Consider the following 12772-nt stretch of genomic DNA (forward strand, 5'->3'; position numbering starts at 1 on the left):
GAGGCTGTTTGAAAAAGTTTGAAAGGGAATTTTGACGCGCATCAACGCATATGTCCCTGGGTCAATCAAGCAGACTCATCGCCGCGGCTAATACCTCATCCCCACTTGGCGGCAAGCCGGCGTCTCCGAGGTTAATGACTGCGGACGACCAGTTCCCCTCGGTCTTCCAGCGCGGCGAATCGCAATATATCTCCACGGTAGGTTTGCAATAGGCCGCAGCGATATGCGTCAGACCGGTATCAAGCCCCACCACCAGGCGCGCCCTCCAGACCAGACTGACCGCATCCATCAGCGGCAACGCCGGCAATACTTTAGCCCCGGGGATCTGACTAGCCAGCAGCTGTGCGACCTGTTTTTCGTCGTTGCTCCCCCATGGCAGCAACACCGGCACGGCGCGTGCAGCGATGGCCTGCCCCAACGCAACCCATTGCTCCTGTGACCACTGCTTGGCCGCGCGCGCCGTCCCGTGAAAAAATACTGCATAGGGGCTGGCCGGCATCCAATCCAGATGTGTTTGCGGGGGCGCCTGCAAGGCAAAATCGGCATCGCCATCGGCCACATAGCCGAGTGCGCCTGCGGCTACCAGCCGGGCCCGCATTACGGCGTGCGTATGCAGCCCGACCTTGATACTTTGATCATGGAAAATACGGGACAACGGCTCGTAGCCCGAGCCCTCGGTTGCATTGGCCAGTCCAACCCGCTTGCCGCCCGGCGCCAGACGCGCCATGCGCATGAGCACGCTGGTCTTGAGCAGGCCCTGGGTATCGAAGACCAGATCGTAATGCCGTGCACGCAGCTGCTGGCGAAAAGCGACGATCTCGGCCCTGGTAATGGCCGACCACAGGGTTTTTCGCCAACGTCGCAATGCCACCGGAATGATCTGGTCCACATGCGCATTGAGTCGGACCAGGCTGATATAGGCCTCTTCCACTACCCAGTCGATCTGCGCGTCCGGATAATGGCGACGGATATCTGCCACCATCGGCATGTTGTGGACGACGTCGCCGAGCGACGAAACGCGAACGATAAGGATCTTCAAGGCTGGCCCGGAATGACTGTATTCAATGGGCCAGCATCTTACCCGATCAGAACGGCAAAGTTACATCCGGACGCGCCGCTAATATGACCTTGCGGAATTCATTTTGAATTCTTGTCAACGCTCCCTCGGTTTCAGCCTCGAATCGCAGCACTACGACCGGCGTGGTATTGGAAGCGCGCGCCAGACCAAAACCGTCGGCGTATTCGACACGCAGACCATCGATGCGAATAATGTCTTGCGCGCCGTCGAAGCTGGCCTCGCCCTGCAATTGCGCGATCAGCGCGAAATTTTCGCCTTCCTGCATCTGCAGCTGAAGCTCAGGCGTACTGACCGACTGCGGCAGGGCATTGAGCGTGGCTGACGGATCAGGCTCCCGCGCCAGCAATTCGAGCATGCGTACACCGGCATACAGGCCATCGTCGAACCCGAACCAACGATCCTTGAAAAAGATGTGTCCGCTCATTTCACCGCCCAATGGAGCACCGGTTTCACGCAATTTGGCCTTGACCAGCGAATGCCCGGTCTTCCACATCAGCGGCTGACCGCCACGCGCCAAAATCCATGGGGCTAGATGACGAGTGCATTTCACGTCATAAAGAATTTGCTGGCCCGGATTGCGCTTTAGCACATCGGCGGCGAACAGCATCAGTTGACGGTCCGGATAGATGATCTGACCGTCCTTGGTCACAAGACCCAGACGATCTCCGTCGCCGTCAAAAGCCAAACCAATCTCATTGTCACTTTCCTGCAGGCAACCAATCAGATCTTGCAGATTCTCTGGGTGGGCCGGGTCCGGATGGTGATTCGGAAACGTGCCATCCACCTCGCAAAACAGTTCGGTAACTTCACAACCCAGTGCGCGGTAGACTTCACCGGCAAACGCACCCGCCACCCCGTTGCCGCAATCCACGGCAATCTTCATGGGCCGCGCCAGCTTGACGTCACCGATCATCCGTTGAATGTATGCTTGCCTGATATCGTGGGTGACGTAACCGCCATTACCCTTGGGAAACACTCCTTCGACGATAGCCTGGTACAGCTGCTGAATGGTTTCACCATGAATCGCCTCACCTGCCAACACCATCTTGAAACCGTTATAGTCAGGCGGGTTATGACTGCCCGTGACCATGATGCCCGATTGCGTATCCAGCACATTGGTCCCGAAATAAACCATCGGTGTTGCGACCATGCCGAGGTCGATGACATCCACCCCGACCGACTGCAACCCGCGCGCCAATTCAGCCGCCAGTTCCGGCCCCGAGAGGCGGCCATCTCGCCCGATCACCACTTTTTTCTGACCGCGCGCCAGCGCCGCGGCCCCGAAAGCCTGACCAATCTGTCGGGCTACCTGCCCATTCAGGGTTTTATCGATGATGCCCCGGATATCGTAGGCTTTGAATATGGATGGTGATAGGTTCATATGAAGTGAGATAGGCCGGAAAGAAGAAAAGTGGGATATACGACTGAATACTATCCGCAAAAGCCAAAACATCTTTGCAAACCTACGAGCGAAATCAAACCGTAGAGTTTCCTGCGGACTCAAAGCTTGAAAGAAAACTCAATCGGCAAACCAATAGCAAGTAATTTGCGCGTGCGCCCCACCAATTCCGACAAATTGGCGTACACGCTGTGCAATAATCTACGATTTAGAGACAATAAGTCGAAATTCGGGTGAGGATTTAGCAGTGGCTACTATTGCAATTGAAGGGGGCTCGCCTGTCCGGGCGACAATGCTGGCTTATGCACGGCAGATCATTGACGACGATGATCGCCGCGCAGTAGACGAAGTGCTGCGCGGTGACTGGCTCACCACCGGCCCTATGGTCAAAGCATTCGAAGAGGCGATCTCCGCCTATACCACTGCGCCGCATGCAGTCGCCGTCAACACCGGCACCGCTGCGTTGCATGCGGCTGTCTGGGCTGCCGGTATCCGCGCAGACGACGAGGTGATCGTCCCGGCGATCTCTTTCGTTGCCAGCGCAAACTGCGTGCTATACATGGGTGCGAAGCCGGTCTTTGCCGATTTGTCGGCCGATACCCTCAACATCGATCCTGAAGACATCGAACGCAAGATCACCTCGAAGACGAAAGCAATCATCGCCGTCGACTTCGCCGGCCATCCTGCTGACCATGACGCAATCTCGGCAATTGCGAAAAAGCACGGATTGGTGACCATCTCGGACGCCGCCCACTCTTTAGGCGGGCGTTACAAGGGACGCAAGGTGGGAACTCTGCAGGATCTGACGGCACTGAGTTTCCATCCGGTGAAACAGGTAACGACCGGCGAGGGCGGCATGATCCTCACAGCCGACGAGACAATGTCCCGGCGTATGCGCTCCTTCCGCCACCACGGCATCGATCTGGACGTACACCAACGCTCCAAGAGCCAGTCCTGGCAATACGACGTCAATACTCTCGGCTATAACTATCGCATTCCCGACATCAATTGCGCACTTGGCCTGAGCCAGCTATCCAAACTAGACCGCTGGTTAGAGCGACGTGAACAGATTGCTCAAACCTATAAGACTGCGTTCGCGCAGCTGCCCCAATTGCAGCTGCCCACAGTTCGTGATGACGTTTCGTCAGCATGGCACTTGTATGTGATACGGCTGGCCCCCGGCCGCCTGACGGCTTCCCGCGATAAAATTTTCGAAGCCCTGCGTGCAGAAAACATCGGCGTCAATGTTCATTACATTCCGATCCCGTGGCTGAGCCATTATGCGTCGCTAGGCTACACCCGTGGCAACTGGCCCGTCGCGGAAGACGCCCATTCTCGAATGATCAGCCTGCCAATGTTTCCAGGCATGAGCGACACGGACGTGCATGACGTCATTGCTGCGGTGACCAAAGTGGTCAATCATTACAGCGCCTAAGCCAATGCAGGTAACCATTCGCCCGGCCTGCCAGGAAGATTGCCTTGACGTTTTTCGATGGCGCAACGACGAGCAGTCGCGAGCAATGTCCCGTAACAGCGCACCGCTGGATGAATCTGCACATGTAGCCTGGTTTGCCAGGGCGCTGCAAGACCCGCAGCGCTCGCTGCTGATCGCTGAAACCGCGTACGGCACATTTGCAATGGTGAGGTTCGACGTGCTGGTACCACCCGAATGGGAAATCAGTATCGTTCTGGCCCCCGAAGCGCGCGGACAAGGCTTGGGACGCTCCGCGCTCGCCGCCGCAGTCGACTACTTCTTCAAACTTCATGCAGATGGGCGCGTGCTGGCCAGCGTCAAGAACGACAACACAATCAGCCAACGCCTTTTCCTTTCACAAGGATTCAAGGAAAGCAGCTGCCAAAATGACATGAAAACCTACTCGCTCATCCGTCAACAGCGGTGAGCAAACCTTTCCCGCCTGCGGGATTCATCCCAATGAAAACTCTGATTATCATTCCCGCCCATAACGAGGAAGACAGCCTTCCCACGCTGTTGGGCGAACTCAAAGGCCTTGGTTACGATACCCTTGTCATCAACGACGCCTCCACCGACACGACCGCTGCCGTCGCCGCGGCGTATGGATCGCCAGTGGCGTCACTACCGGCCAATCTCGGCATTGGCGGTGCAGTTCAGACCGGGTTCATGTACGCGGTACGCCATGGTTATGATGCAGTCGTTCAACTTGACGGCGATGCTCAACACAATCCGATCTGGCTTGACGATGTTCTCGCGCCACTTCGCAGTGGGCGAGCCGATTGCGTTATTGGCTCGCGCTACACCAGGGAAAACTTCGATGTCGATTACAAGACCTCTTTTCCCCGCCGTATGGGCATGTATTTTTCCAGCGGGGTTCTATATCTCGCCACGGGCTTGCGCATTACCGACACCACTTCCGGTTTCCGTGCACTCAATCGCGACGCCTTTACTTTCTTCGCAACTGATTATCCGGTCGAACATCCCGAAGCAGAGGCGCTGTGCATGCTGTACCGTGCCGGCTTCAAGATCACGGAAGTCCCGGTGAAGATGCGTGGGCGAGCCGCAGGGGAGTCGCTCTTCACGATGTCAAAGGCCGCTCTCTACCCCTATCGATTGATCCTTGGCTTCCTTGGCCTCGCACTCAAAAAACGGAGATATCAGCGATGATCGCGATGTTCAAGACCAACTGGCCCGAGATCTTTCTGGCCACTTTACTGTTTTTCTACGTGGTAAAACTGATGCGCGCAGAGCGTATCAACGTTCGTATCGGCGGTGGCTGGCTAGTCGCATTGACCCTTCTGGTCATCCTTTGCCTGACCAACTGGCCCCTGCCGCAGATCGCCGTACGCTTCGGAAAAGGCTCGGTCCAGGCCGGCTTGATGCTGCTGCTTATCGGGTGGCTGGCATTGCTGATCGTCAACAACCATGTGCGCATATCCTCGATGACAGTCAAGTTGAAGCTGCTCACCCAGGAATTGGCCCTGATGCAGCAACGTCTGGACCAGATGGCATCGGGCCAAGTACATGAGCCTCGCGACGTGGGTGGCCCCATTGTGGTCGCTGCAACACATCCTGCCCCTGCTGCGCCGCTGCAACAAACACGATCAATACCAGTGATCAGGCAACTTGTCGGGGGTGTCTGGATCGTCGCTACTGTATATGTATTCGCCGTTTTTACCGGTTACTTCCCCCCTCAGGGAAAAGTCGGGGAATTCCTCACATTCCTTTTCACTACCCTGCAAGCTGAATACCTGCACTAAACCATGCCTCATCTTTTCGCCGTTCTCGCTCCCCTATTCTTCCTGAGCTTCAGCTGTATCGGTGCGGGCGCCGCGATCTTTCGGTTCTTTCCGGACCGCAAGCAGTCGTTCGGCGCGCCCCATCTGGCCACCTGCATGCTGTTGGGCCAGGGTGCGTTCGGCGGGATATTACTGTTCCCCGCCATGGCTCAGGTGTTCACACGCCCGGTCGTGCTGACGCTGACCACTCCGTTTGCGCTATTCGGATTGTGGCAGCTCCGGCCGCTGCTTAACACCGACATTGCCAACTGGCGGATACACCTGATCTCAATGTGGCGCGTTCCCCTGCGGTGGAAACTGGCCACGCTGGTCACGCTGGCATTGCTGGGGGCGTTTGGAGCTGCAGTCTCCGGAATCATTGAAGGCGACGCCCTGGCGTTCTACCTGACGCTGCCCAAAATCATCGGGGCCTCGCATCGCTTGATGCAGTTACCTGGCTATGAGACCTTTATGAGCGTCGGGTTGACTGCCGAGATCCAGCTGGCAGCGCTTTATCTGCTGGGCATGCCAGGCGCCTCACCGAAATTGTATCTGTGGCTGACCATGTTGGCCGGCGCCGCGGTATTGGTCGCCATGGCCCGCAACGTCGGCCTCGGGCGGCGCGCGCAGTTGCTTTGCCTGGCAATGCTGAGCACCTCATCTGCGGCAATCATTCTGTTGGAAGGCAAAACGGATTTTTTTGCTGCAGCATACGGTTTGTGTGCGTTGCTTTTTGCGCTTCAAAGCTGGGATGACCCGAAGCGCGCAAGTACCGTGAAGCTGACCGGCTTGTTTACCGGGATCGCACTGATTGCAAAACTGAGCTACGCCGTCGCGTTTTTTCCCGGTGTGCTGATAGTGCTTTTTTATCGTCCGCTGGTCGAATTGAAATCAGCATGGAACAACAAACCAGTCAGGCGCCGACTGCTGCAACAACTGGTCCTGCATTTATTTTGGTTCGGTTTATTCACCGCGTTGGCGTTCATTCCTCACTTCATCAAGAACATGGTGGTGCTGGGTTCGTTTAGCGGCGCAAGCGTTTCTTTCAACTATTTCTCGCCAGAGACAACAAAACGCATTGTTCTGCTGTATCCGCTTGTACTAACCTTCGGCCGCTACTGGGGACAACTGGGAAATATTTCGCCGCTGTTGCTTGCATTTTTGCCGCTGCTAATTTTGCTGCCTCGCGGGCCCGCGCCTATAAGGGAAAAGATTGTGGTGCTATCGCTGGCGGCCGTCGCTGGCCTGATCCTGTGGGTGATTGCACTACCTGCCGTACCGATCCCGCGCTACTACTTTGCCACGTTGCTGATGCTCACCATTCCTGCCGCATGGGCGGCAGAACGCCTGGGGCGCGAGTGCTGGTTGGCCGACAATCTGGTCGCGGCAAGTGTGGTGGTCTGCGTCGCGATTGCCTACAACGTCTGGTCGCCCACTATTTTCCCGGTTCCTACGGCCTACAAGTATCTATTCACGAAGCAATCGGATGAAGAGCGCGGAAAATCACTCAACATCAATGAGGTACTGTTCCGCGAAGGATTTGAGAGCATCAATCGGGTCGCAGCACCTGGTGCCCGGGTATTCCTTGCCTCGTACTTCCGCTTCTGGCTGCGTCCTGACCTGATCCAGACATCCAATAACGATCTTGAAAATTCCACTGAGAAGTGGCACGAGGGCAATCCGGAAAAACTGTGGCGCATGCTGTATGAACATGGCTTCGAATACATCTACATGGACAGTACTCAGCGCTGGACAGCGCTGATCAAGACACCGCCGCCCTGGGTCAGCATCGAAGAGCTCTATCCGAAGGGTGCATTTTATGGCACCAGCTACGGCAGCGCATTCAAGATAACTTTCCACAACGCGCCCAGCACTCAATTCTGGGGAACGCGCGAAGTAGCACCAGGTGCCTGGGAATTGGTAAAACTGGAACCGAAATCCTAGGGGGCCAGTGCGGCCCTCTGTACCCACATCGCCCATAGTCCGCTGCCGATGAACAAAATAAGGGTCAGCAGCTGCAGCAAACTGCCATACGCCGCCGCTTCAGAACTACCGATGTTGAAAGGCGCCAGCGCAAAAATTGCTGCAGTTTGATAAATACCTACATAACCAGGTGTAGAGGGTAGCGCCAGCGCGGCAGTCAGATATACCAGCATCGCTACCGTAGCCATGAAATGCAATGGCCAGCCAAATGCCTGAAACAGGCTCCAGCAGACCGCAATGTCGAACAGGCATACAAGGCCCTGGCAAGTCAGAATCAAGGCAATTCGACGCGGTGAGCGCAGCGCCTGCAACCCCGCCAATGATCCCTGATACCACACGAACAGTCGCTGCCCGCTCTTGCCAAGATTCTTCAGGCGCTGAAACAGCCGCTCCAGACCGTGCCCGCCGACCACGAACGCGACCATGAAGATACCAGCGGCAATGAATAACCATGCGATGAACAACAATCCGCTGGGGATTTCAGAAGCGCCATGGCGAAACATGATAAGCACCAGCAACAAGGCCCCCAGGCCAAGGCCATCCAGAATGCGGTCCGCAATGGCGCTAGCAATCGCCAGTCCGCCGCCCATCCCAGTCAATTGGTTCAGGCGAAGCATTCTGAGCACCTCCCCTGCGCGTGCGGGATAGATGATGCCGAGAAACCCGGCGCACGACGCCCGCCACACCTTCTGGACGTCGGAACGCGGCAACCCTGTGACTAAAAACCAGCGTATGGAACGAAAATACATTGACCCAAGTAAGCATAGTGCACCCGCGGCAACCCAGGGATAACGCAGCGATGCAAGCGCCAGAAAAAAGGTACGCCAGTTCACCTGTGAAAAGGCAAAACCGACGAACAGGATCGTACAAACGATACCTGCAATTCGTAAACCGTTTTTCATTAACATATTCAGCGGGAATCGTACTCAAGCGGTCGGAATGAAATGCATACCCGAGGCACTCAGGCATGCAAAAATTCAGTGGGACACACCATCCTTGCGCAGCACTTTTATGAAGGTCAGGACAATAATCTTGATGTCCCAGAAAAAAGAACGGTGGCGCAGGTATTGAAGATCAAGCTCGACCTTTTCGGGGATCGGCAATTCATCGCGGCCGTTGATTTGTGCCCAGCCTGTGAGGCCGGGCGTGAGCGCATCGACGCCGCACCGCGTGCGCAGTTCGATCAGGTCGGTCTGATTATAAAGTGCCGGTCGGGGCCCGACAAAACTCATGTCCCCGTTCAGAATGCTCCAGAGCTGCGGCAGTTCGTCCAGGCTCGACTTTCGCAGAAAAGAGCCGATCGGCGTCAAAAAGCTGGCTGCATTCTGCAACAGATGGGTAGCAACCGCCGGCGTGTCGATACGCATGGTACGAAATTTGGGCATCCGGAAAATACGGTTTTCTCGGCCCACCCGATCGGACCAGTAAATGATCGGGCCAGGCGAAGTCAGTTTGACCATCAGGGCGACCACGATACCTGGGATCAGCAAACAGAGGGCTGCAATGCAAGCCAGGACAAAATCGAATGCTCTTTTCATAACACGCATCAGGTAAATATCGATTCCGACAGCACAGGCTGACGGAATTTTTCGATCAGGAAGGAAGGACAATACGCCGGTCAGCGATCAGCGTCGCATTGCGTGGGCGAAGTGGCTTTCGAGCTGGCCAAACAATGTCTGTCGGGAAAAATTGTTTTCATAGTATGCCCGGCCCTTGCGGCCCATTTCCTGCAGCGACTCGGGAGGCATTGCCGCCATGCTTCTCACGATGTCAGCCAGTTCCACCGATGAGCTCGCGGCACAGGCCAGACCACCGCCCGATTCATTGATGACATTGCGGGCTTCACCGTTGATCATACCGACAATCGGCTTGGCCGCGGCCAGGTAGGACTGTACCTTGCCCGGAATGGTACGTGCAAAAACCTCATCATCTTGCAATGCCACCAGCATCGCATCAGCACAGTCGAAAAAGGCTGGCATCGTTGCTACCGGAAAACGCCCCACTAACTGAACACAGTTGCCCAGACCTCGCCGCGCGACTTCTGCAGCGACCCAGTCGCGTGCACGCCCGTCGCCAACAATTACCCAACGTATGCGCGGATCGTCACGTAATGCCGCGGCCGCCTCCAGTACAGCGGGAAAGTCTTGTGCTTCGCCGATGTTGCCGGCAAACATGATCGTAAACCGGTCGTCACGACGGGTGACGACATCTTGCGCTACGGCAGCGCCCTGACTGAATACGTCCTCGGCCCAATTGGGAAAGTAAATCAGCTTGCCCGGCTTGTCGGCGTCAGCACAATATTTCCTGACGGATGCCGCAAACGAACGCGACTGGATCAGGATGTGATCTGAATGCTTGTAGATCCAGCTCACAAGGAAGCCGACGGCAGCCAGTATCCGGGGCGAGCGGACCACGCCGATGGCGGACAGGGTCTCCGGCCAAAGGTCCTGCACCCAGGTATAAACCGGTGTGCGCTTGAGCTTACCGAGGACAATGGCAGGTATCGCCACGGTGATTGGCGACACGGCAAACACGAAAATGGCATCGTAGCGCTGGCCGCGCAGTTTCCAAGCACCCAATAAAGAAGCGCTGACAAAATAAGACAAGTAATTGGCCATCAGACGCAACCTGCTTTTACCACGCAGCACATGGGGAATACGGACGATTTTGACGCCTTGATAGGCGTCGAAATCATTCGGTGCGCGGGCGTAGTCCGGGAACAGACTACCCTCCGGATAGTTGGGTAATCCCGTCAGGACGGTAACTTCATGACCCGACTTCGCAAAGTGTTCTGCGAGGTCATTAATACGGAAGTTCTCCGGCCAGAAGTGTTGCGTGACGATCAATATCTTCAATTTATCAGCTCCCCCCAATGCGCCGGTCAGCAATCACGCCGCCACACCACCCGATTCACGTAGTCGGTGTAACTGAGGATGATGCGCAGCACCTTGTCGGAAACATTGTCCACAGCGTAGTCGTCGACCATCTTCAATGCACGGGACTCGCCACGCGGTTGATCCTGAAGAATGGTCAACGCCTGCAGCACCCGGTCCACTTCAAGGCCTGTCATCATCACCGCTGCTTCTTCAAAACCTTCGGGACGCTCGTGCGCCTCGCGGATATTGACCGCAGGAAAATTCAGGATCGACGATTCCTCAGTGATGGTGCCGCTGTCGGATAGCACGGCACGGGCGCACGTCTGCAGCTTCACATAGTCGTTGAAACCGAGCGGCTTGAGCAACCGTACATTGGCATGAAACGACAGCCCCGCTTCATCGATACGCTTCTGGGTGCGAGGATGGGTCGATACGATTACCGGCTCACCGTACTCTTCGGCTACACGGTTGAGCACCTGGGTCAGCTTGGCGAGGTTCTTGGGAGAATCGACGTTCTCTTCTCGGTGCGAACTGACCACGAAAAAGCGCGAATGCTCCAGACCCAGGCGCGTAAGCACGTCAGAGCCGTCAATGCCGGCCTTGTAGTGCTCCAGCACTTCACGCATCGGACTGCCGGTCTTGATCACGCGATCTGGCGGCAATCCCTCGCGCAACAGATAGTCGCGTGCAATGGTGCTGTAGGGCAGATTGATGTCGGCGGTGTGGTCAACGATGCGCCGGTTGATTTCTTCAGGGACACGGAAATCGAAGGATCGGTTACCTGCCTCCATGTGGAAAATCGGCACCTTACGACGCTTGGCTGCAATTGCACCCAATGCGCTGTTGGTGTCCCCGAGAATCAGGATTGCTTCCGGGCCGAACTGATCGATCAGTTTGTCAGTCGCGACAATTACCTTGCCGATGGTCTCTGCTGGGGTACCGCCTGCGGCTTCCATGAAGACGTCCGGCTTGCGGATACCGAGATCGTCAAAAAAGACCTGATTGAGCGAATAATCGTAGTTTTGCCCTGTGTGTACCAAAACATGCTCGCAATGCTTGTCGAGTTTTTCGATCACGCGCGAGAGGCGAATGACTTCGGGACGCGTCCCGACGATCGTCATGACTTTAAGCTTGGGCATTGACGGCATCCCTGACGATATCGAGCTTCATCACGATCTGCTTCACCTCTTCGACCGTCAAGCGCCTGGTGTTATGCGACGTATAGTCGTCGATGTCGGCGATCTCGGTCTGCCCCTCGATAAAATACTTGTCGTAGTTCAGGTCGCGAGAATCCGCAGGAATACGGTAGTAATCGCCGAGATCGTCGGCGCGCGCCATTTCTTCGCGCGACACCAGCGATTCATAAAGCTTTTCGCCATGGCGAGTACCAATGATCTTGACCAGGTTTTCACGTCCCAGCAGCTCATTGAGCGCCTGCGCCAGATCACCTACGGTCGACGCAGGTGCTTTCTGTACGAAGATATCGCCAGGGCGCGCATGCTCGAAAGCATACAGAACCAGATCGACAGATTCTTCCAGCGACATCAGAAAGCGCGTCATGCTGGGGTCCGTCAGCGTGAGCGACTTGCCAGCGGCGAGTTGACTGAGAAAAAGAGGGATCACTGAACCACGCGAGGCCATGACGTTGCCATAACGGGTCGCCGACAGGACGGTCTTGGACGAATCGCATAAGCGAGATTTGGCTACCATGACCTTTTCCATCATGGCCTTCGAGATTCCCATGGCATTGATGGGATACACGGCCTTGTCGGTACTCAGGACAACGCAACGTTCCACTTCGTTTTCAATGGCTGCCTGAATGACATTTTCAGCACCTAGCACATTGGTACGAACCGCTTCCATCGGATAAAACTCGCAGGACGGGACCTGCTTGAGCGCAGCCGCGTGAAATACATAATTGACGCCACGCAGCGCTTCGCGCACGCTCGAATATTCACGCACATCGCCAATATAGAACTTCACCTTGTCACTTTTCAAGGCGATGCGCATGTCTTCCTGCTTCTTTTCGTCGCGACTGAAAATTCGGATTTCGTCAAGGTCGGACTTCAGAAAACGCTGCAGCACTGCGTTGCCAAATGAGCCCGTGCCACCTGTGATCAGCAGCTTCTTTCCTTTGAACATATCTTTAACTCCACTCTTATACCGATTGATTTTTAAGGGTCT

12 protein-coding genes are annotated in these 12772 nt (G+C 55.9%); 5 read left to right on the forward strand and 7 right to left on the reverse strand.

All coding sequences use genetic code 11. The annotated features are described in order from the left end of the window. Positions 1-61: 61 nt before the first annotated feature. On the reverse strand, positions 62-1039 hold the full coding sequence (waaC, locus tag LBW87_RS09245; protein WP_225201153.1) for a lipopolysaccharide heptosyltransferase I: 978 nt from the start codon (positions 1037-1039) through the stop codon (positions 62-64). 46 nt (positions 1040-1085) lie between these two features. Then, entirely contained in the window at positions 1086-2459 is a 1374-nt protein-coding gene (locus LBW87_RS09250) for a phosphomannomutase/phosphoglucomutase (RefSeq protein ID WP_225201154.1), read from the reverse strand. Positions 2460-2724: 265 nt separating this feature from the next. Between LBW87_RS09250 and pseC the strand changes: the two genes are divergently transcribed. The 5 genes from pseC to LBW87_RS09275 are packed head-to-tail and all read left to right on the forward strand — an operon-like array spanning position 2725 to position 7673. Further along, complete coding sequence (gene pseC, locus LBW87_RS09255; RefSeq protein WP_225201155.1) at positions 2725-3912, forward strand: UDP-4-amino-4,6-dideoxy-N-acetyl-beta-L-altrosamine transaminase; 1188 nt, start codon at positions 2725-2727, stop codon at positions 3910-3912. Between the two features lie 4 nt (positions 3913-3916). Beyond that, positions 3917-4378 carry a GNAT family N-acetyltransferase gene (locus tag LBW87_RS09260; RefSeq protein ID WP_225201156.1) on the forward strand — a complete coding sequence of 154 codons (462 nt, stop codon included), beginning with the start codon at positions 3917-3919 and terminating at the stop codon, positions 4376-4378. Positions 4379-4410: 32 nt separating this feature from the next. After that, positions 4411-5118, forward strand: coding sequence for a glycosyltransferase family 2 protein (locus LBW87_RS09265; protein WP_225201157.1), 708 nt, complete (start codon positions 4411-4413; stop codon positions 5116-5118). Then, positions 5115-5711, forward strand: coding sequence for a DUF2304 family protein (locus tag LBW87_RS09270; protein WP_225201158.1), 597 nt, complete (start codon positions 5115-5117; stop codon positions 5709-5711). Before LBW87_RS09265 ends, LBW87_RS09270 begins: the two co-directional genes overlap by 4 nt. A gap of 3 nt (positions 5712-5714) precedes the next feature. Beyond that, positions 5715-7673 carry a hypothetical protein gene (locus LBW87_RS09275; protein WP_225201159.1) on the forward strand — a complete coding sequence of 653 codons (1959 nt, stop codon included), beginning with the start codon at positions 5715-5717 and terminating at the stop codon, positions 7671-7673. On the opposite strand, the gene LBW87_RS09280 is transcribed toward LBW87_RS09275, so the two are convergent. From LBW87_RS09280 to LBW87_RS09300, 5 genes are all read right to left on the reverse strand, one after another. After that, positions 7670-8614 (reverse strand): lysylphosphatidylglycerol synthase transmembrane domain-containing protein, encoded by a 945-nt coding sequence (locus LBW87_RS09280; RefSeq protein ID WP_225201160.1) that lies wholly within the window; start codon positions 8612-8614, stop codon positions 7670-7672. The genes LBW87_RS09275 and LBW87_RS09280 overlap by 4 nt on opposite strands. A 75-nt stretch (positions 8615-8689) precedes the next feature. Further along, a complete protein-coding gene (locus LBW87_RS09285) occupies positions 8690-9250 on the reverse strand; it encodes a sugar transferase (RefSeq protein WP_225201161.1) in 561 nt (186 codons plus the stop codon). 87 nt (positions 9251-9337) lie between these two features. Continuing rightward, positions 9338-10567 carry a glycosyltransferase family 4 protein gene (locus LBW87_RS09290; RefSeq protein WP_225201162.1) on the reverse strand — a complete coding sequence of 410 codons (1230 nt, stop codon included), beginning with the start codon at positions 10565-10567 and terminating at the stop codon, positions 9338-9340. Between the two features lie 26 nt (positions 10568-10593). Next, positions 10594-11727: a non-hydrolyzing UDP-N-acetylglucosamine 2-epimerase gene (gene wecB, locus LBW87_RS09295; protein WP_225201163.1), complete on the reverse strand. Its 1134-nt coding sequence runs from the start codon at positions 11725-11727 to the stop codon at positions 10594-10596. Beyond that, entirely contained in the window at positions 11714-12730 is a 1017-nt protein-coding gene (locus LBW87_RS09300; RefSeq protein WP_225201164.1) for a polysaccharide biosynthesis protein, read from the reverse strand. The genes wecB and LBW87_RS09300 overlap by 14 nt, the downstream gene beginning before the upstream one ends. Positions 12731-12772 lie beyond the last annotated feature (42 nt).

Source organism: Herbaspirillum sp. alder98, from assembly GCF_020179755.1.
Classification (GTDB): Bacteria; Pseudomonadota; Gammaproteobacteria; order Burkholderiales; family Burkholderiaceae_D; genus Herbaspirillum.